Here is a 5132-nt window from a genome sequence, read left to right as displayed (position 1 = left end):
TAATCATCATTACTGCCTACGATACTCCATTCGCGAGGTTCACCCGCATAACGAATATATTTTAATGCACGAATTATCATTTGGGTCTATATTTTGCAAAGAGTATAAAATTTTACCTCCTCAAATATACACTTTTTCTCTCTGTAAATAATCTTCGATGGAGAATTCAATTACAGATTCACCTGCCGATTCTTTGTAGCAAACATTTAAGAATGACTACTTCCGAACAAGTCGTCCGATATCGGACATTTACAAAAACGATAAACAGCTGATTATATACAATTTACATTTTCGGCATACGACTTGATATAAATAGGTAGAATAATAAAACATTAGAAATGGACAGAGAGATACCATTAAGTGAGCAACGCAAAGAAAGACGTAAACAGATCATAGGATATGGTGCTATTATAGTAGGTTTGGCAATAGTAGTTATTATCGTAGTAAACTTTCTGCAAGGTTCGATTTCTTCGAAAAATGTAATTATAGGAACTGTTGACAGAGGAACAATCGAAGTAACGGTAAATGCATCGGGCAAAGTGATTCCTCTGACCGAAGAAATTATTGTATCGCCTATCAATAGCCGGATACTGGAGGTATATAAAGAAGCGGGAGATTCGGTTAACAAAGATGAACCGATCTTAAAGCTCGAATTGGCCTCGATAGAAACAGATTACAAGCAGAAGCTGGACGAAAAGGAAATGAAGAAAAGCAAACTTATCCAGTCTCAAGTGAGTCTCGACAATACAATTTCGGATCTTCAAATGCAGTTACAGGTAAAGGATATGAAGCTCAAACAACTACAAACCGAGCTTAAAAACGAAAGATATCTGGATAGCATAGGGGCAAGTACCTCTGACAAGGTACGCCAAGCAGCATTAAACTATGAAGTAGCAAAGCTTGAGCTCCAGCAGCTAAAAGAACAAATAGTGAATGAGAAGAAAAATGCATCAGCCGAGGTCAAAGTCCAACAACTCGACCTGAGTATATTCGAAAAATCGCTGGCAGAAAGTGCCCGTCTCTTAAAAGATGCTCGTATATTATCGCCTCAGAGAGCAACGCTTACCTATGTAAATAACCAAATAGGTTCGCAAGTTTCTGCCGGAACACAAATAGCTATTGTCTCAGACCTGAGTCACTTCAAGATATTGGCAGAAATAGCCGATAGCTATGCCGAGAAACTCAGTTCGGGAGCTAAAGCGATAATAAAAATCGGACAGTTGCAGTTGGAAGGAACAGTCGTAAATATAACTCCTTCGGTAAAGAACGGGGTAATTAATTTCACCGTTATGCTAAAAGACTCAGGTAATTCTCGCCTGAGAAGTGGTCTGAAAACAGATGTATATGTTACTCATGGGATACAGGATGATGTATTACGAATTCCGAATTCGACGTATTATATAGGAGCCGGAGAATATGAGCTGTGGGTAGTAAAAAATGGAGAAGCGGAAAAGAAAAAAATAAAACTAGGCGAAAGCAGCTTCGAATATGTAGAAGTGATAAGTGGTCTCGAAAAAGGCGAGCAAGTAATTATATCAGATATGAATCAGTATAAAAACAAGCAAAAATTAAAAATAAATTAATTCTATAATAGGTAATATAATTTTAGGGAGATCTTTTATACTCTTCCTTCGATTAGGAAGAGTATAAAAGTAAATAAAAAAATAATTATACATAAAATATCAGCACTATGTCAATAATCAATTTACAAGGGATTACAAAAATTTATAGGACGAAAGAAGTAGAAACAGTAGCATTGGAAAATGTAAATCTGGAAGTCGAAAAAGGGGATTTTCTGTCCGTTATGGGCCCATCAGGTTGTGGTAAAAGTACCATGCTAAATATTATGGGGCTACTCGATGTTGCAACCAATGGCAAAGTACTCATCAATGGTACAGAAACAAACAAGATGAAAGACAAAGAAATGGCGGAGTTCCGTAACAAAACACTTGGGTTTGTTTTTCAAAGTTTCCATCTTATAAATTCACTAAACGTACTCGACAATGTGGAACTGCCACTTCTTTATCGCAAGTCTGGAGACACTAGCCGCCGCGAATTAGCAAAGCATGTATTGGAGAAAGTAGGTCTTTCGCACCGCATGAAACACTTCCCGTCTCAACTATCCGGAGGGCAGTGTCAGCGTGTAGCCATAGCTCGTGCCATTATCGGCAATCCACAAATCATTTTGGCCGATGAGCCTACCGGAAACCTTGACAGCAAGATGGGTACGGAAATTATGGATCTACTGTTTGAGTTGAATAACGAAGGTACAACAATAGTAATGGTAACACACGACGAACTTATAGCAAAAACAACGAAACGCATTGTTCGTTTCTTCGATGGAAGACGTGTAGAATAAAATTTAATAAATCAGCTAAGCTAGAAGGAAAAAAATGAAAATAAGCTACTTCAAACAAGCCATAAGAACAATTAAGGATAATCCTTATTCGGCTTTTATATCCATCATGGGTGTTGCTCTTTCTATCGGCATAATTATATCGTTACTTGTTGCCATACGAGCTAAAACAATGGATATTGAACCGGAGACCAACCGCTCGCGATCTTTATATGTAAAATGGGTTGGGGTGAAAGAAAAAAACACAGGAAATTTTGTCGTTAACGGTTTTATGTCTTTAAAAACAATCAAGGAGTGCTTTCAGTCATTAAAAACACCCGAAGCTATTACCATATCATCATTTATTCATTCTCATCTGGCTACTTTACCGGGAGGAAGCAACCAGAAGAGATGTTATGTATTGTATACAGATGATGTTTTCTGGAAAGCATTTGACTTTAAATTCATTGCTGGAAAGGGATATAATAAAGAAGATTTCGATTCGGGTATAAAGAAAATCGTTATCAGTGAAAAATTGGCACGCACAATTTTCGGAAGCATAAAAAATGTGGTAGGAAAACAAATGCAACTGAACTTTATTACATACACAGTCTCTGGCATAGTAGAAGACCTATCGCCGATAACGGTAGCCACTTATGCTCATGCATGGATACCCCTCACATCTATACACAAAATACAAAGTGCAGATATGGAAGGAATAACAGGTATGTACAAATGTCAGATTATAGCGTATTCTTCGAAAGATTTTGATGCCATACGTGCAGAAACAAATCAACAGGTGAGCCGCTATAATACCACATTAGCCAACTATAGTGTAGAGTTTTACGGACAACCGGACACCCGGTATGTAGAGGATCACCGATTTGGACCGGGATATCCGGATATGCAAAGGTCATATTTATCTGATATCGGATTAGTCTTGATTCTTCTAATTGTACCTGCCATTAATTTATCTGGTCTCACATTGTTTCGCATGAGAAAAAGGATAGCCGAATTGGGAGTCAGAAAAGCATACGGGGCTACGAGAAAAACCCTCATCTGGCAAGTATTGAGCGAACAAATGGTATATTCTCTTATTGGCGGTGGTTTAGGTTTATTACTATCATTCATTACAGTTCATTTTATAAGCGACTATGGTTTTAATTATAATAATTACTTTGGTTTGGATATTGAGCCTCATTTTAACCCTTCTGTTTTTATAACTCCGGGTACGTTTCTTTTGACGTTTATCTTCTGTGTAATTATAAACCTTTTAAGTGCAGGAATACCCGCATGGAGAGTGTCATCTGCATCTATTGTTAAATCTTTAAGGGAAGACTAAAACTATGTTGAAACAAATTTTCAAGATAATAATTAATCAGCGCAAAAGTAATTACTGGATACTAGCCGAATTACTCTTTGTTTCGATATGTCTTTGGTATATAGTTGACTATATGGAGGTGCTGAGATCAGTTAGAAATATACCCTTCGGTTATAATATAGAAAACACTTATCGCATCGATTTGAATGAACGCCTTGAAGACAGTGAAAATTATATCTCTCCCGAAGAAAAAACAACAACTAGCGGAGAAGATCTATTAAGTATAATGGAGCTGACACGTCAGTATCCACCGATAGAATCAGTATCGCTGTCTATAGCGTCACAGCCTTATGCGGCTACACCTTATAGTCAGGCATATTATAAAAAACTGTCTTATAATAAAATGGGTGTATCAGCTCAGGAATATAAAGTTACCCCTTCTTTTTTTGATGTTTTTAAAACACAATCTATCACTCAAAAAGATTTAAAACAAGCGTTGAATAGGCATTCTGTGATAATATCTGCAAATGCTGCAACTGAGTTATTAAAGGGAGAGGAAGCTATTGGCAAGAATATCATTGTAGGAGAGAATGGCGAAGAAAAACAGATCACAGGGGAGTATGTACCTGTAAGATGGACTGAATACTTTAAAGCTAACCCCTCATTCTATACTCTTCTGTCTGAGGAGGAAATCATAAAGAATGTAAACTCTGACAACCTATCTCAAATGGAGCTGTGTATACGTGTGAAACCGGACATAAAAGATGATTTCATCGACAAATTTATAAAAGATATGGCACCTAAGATTATGGTTGGTAATATTTATCTGATGGATGTACGCCCAAGCTCCTATATCAGAAAGGCCGCAGTAGGGCCTGAAGAGAGTACGATCTTCGTCAGAACTTTTCTTTTAGGATTTCTTCTTATCAATATTTTTTTAGGTGTATCGGGTGTATTCGGTCTTCGTACACAGCAACGTCAAAACGAATTAGGACTGCGGATTGCTGTAGGCTCTCCCAAAATAAAAATACAAATGTTAGTGATTACAGAGGGATTCCTATTATTGTCAATAGTCATGATACCTGTTATAATCATAGCACTCAATTTTGGACTATTTGAACTTGTACATCTCGATTGGGTAGCATTCACTTTTTTACGCTTTATAATCGGCATATCGATCACTTATGCTATTATGGCTCTAATTATTCTTGTTGGTGTATGGTATCCGGCATACAGGGCTACAAAAATAAATCCGACTGAAGTATTGCGAAACGAATAAAAATTTTGAATAAAACAGAATAATATATGTATAAAGTATATTTCAAACAGGCTTTGGGAATGCTGAAACAAAACAAGTTTATCAGCATAATCACTATCACAGGTACAGCATTGCGTATGCCCGATTTGAAGTCTTCTTCTGTAAATGGTTTTCCATCCAGAAAAGTAAAGGATAGTACTTTCCAGTAACTAGCGTCT

5 protein-coding genes are annotated in these 5132 nt (G+C 37.0%); all 5 read left to right on the top strand.

What is annotated here, in order from left to right; genetic code table 11:
- The first annotated feature begins 338 nt into the window (after window positions 1–338).
- The 5 genes from LDB17_RS07120 (at window position 339) to LDB17_RS07100 (ending at window position 5123) form a co-directional block, all read left to right on the top strand.
- A complete protein-coding gene (locus LDB17_RS07120; protein WP_252638138.1) occupies window positions 339–1583 on the top strand; it encodes an efflux RND transporter periplasmic adaptor subunit in 1245 nt (414 codons plus the stop codon).
- Window positions 1584–1690: 107 nt separating this feature from the next.
- Window positions 1691–2359 carry an ABC transporter ATP-binding protein gene (locus tag LDB17_RS07115; protein ID WP_006842871.1) on the top strand — a complete coding sequence of 223 codons (669 nt, stop codon included), beginning with the start codon at window positions 1691–1693 and terminating at the stop codon, window positions 2357–2359.
- A gap of 34 nt (window positions 2360–2393) precedes the next feature.
- Window positions 2394–3677, top strand: coding sequence for an ABC transporter permease (locus LDB17_RS07110; RefSeq protein WP_252638139.1), 1284 nt, complete (start codon window positions 2394–2396; stop codon window positions 3675–3677).
- 4 nt (window positions 3678–3681) lie between these two features.
- The gene (locus LDB17_RS07105) at window positions 3682–4935 is read left to right on the top strand and encodes an ABC transporter permease (protein ID WP_252638140.1); all 1254 of its coding nucleotides are present in this window, start codon (window positions 3682–3684) and stop codon (window positions 4933–4935) included.
- Between the two features lie 26 nt (window positions 4936–4961).
- The gene (locus LDB17_RS07100; protein ID WP_393924962.1) at window positions 4962–5123 is read left to right on the top strand and encodes a hypothetical protein; all 162 of its coding nucleotides are present in this window, start codon (window positions 4962–4964) and stop codon (window positions 5121–5123) included.
- Window positions 5124–5132: the final 9 nt, after the last annotated feature.

The organism is Dysgonomonas sp. Shenzhen-Wh21, assembly GCF_043392705.1.
Taxonomy (GTDB): Bacteria; Bacteroidota; Bacteroidia; order Bacteroidales; family Dysgonomonadaceae; genus Dysgonomonas.
The sequence above is the reverse complement of the archived record's forward strand: the minus strand, read 5'-3'. Positions and strand labels throughout refer to the sequence as shown.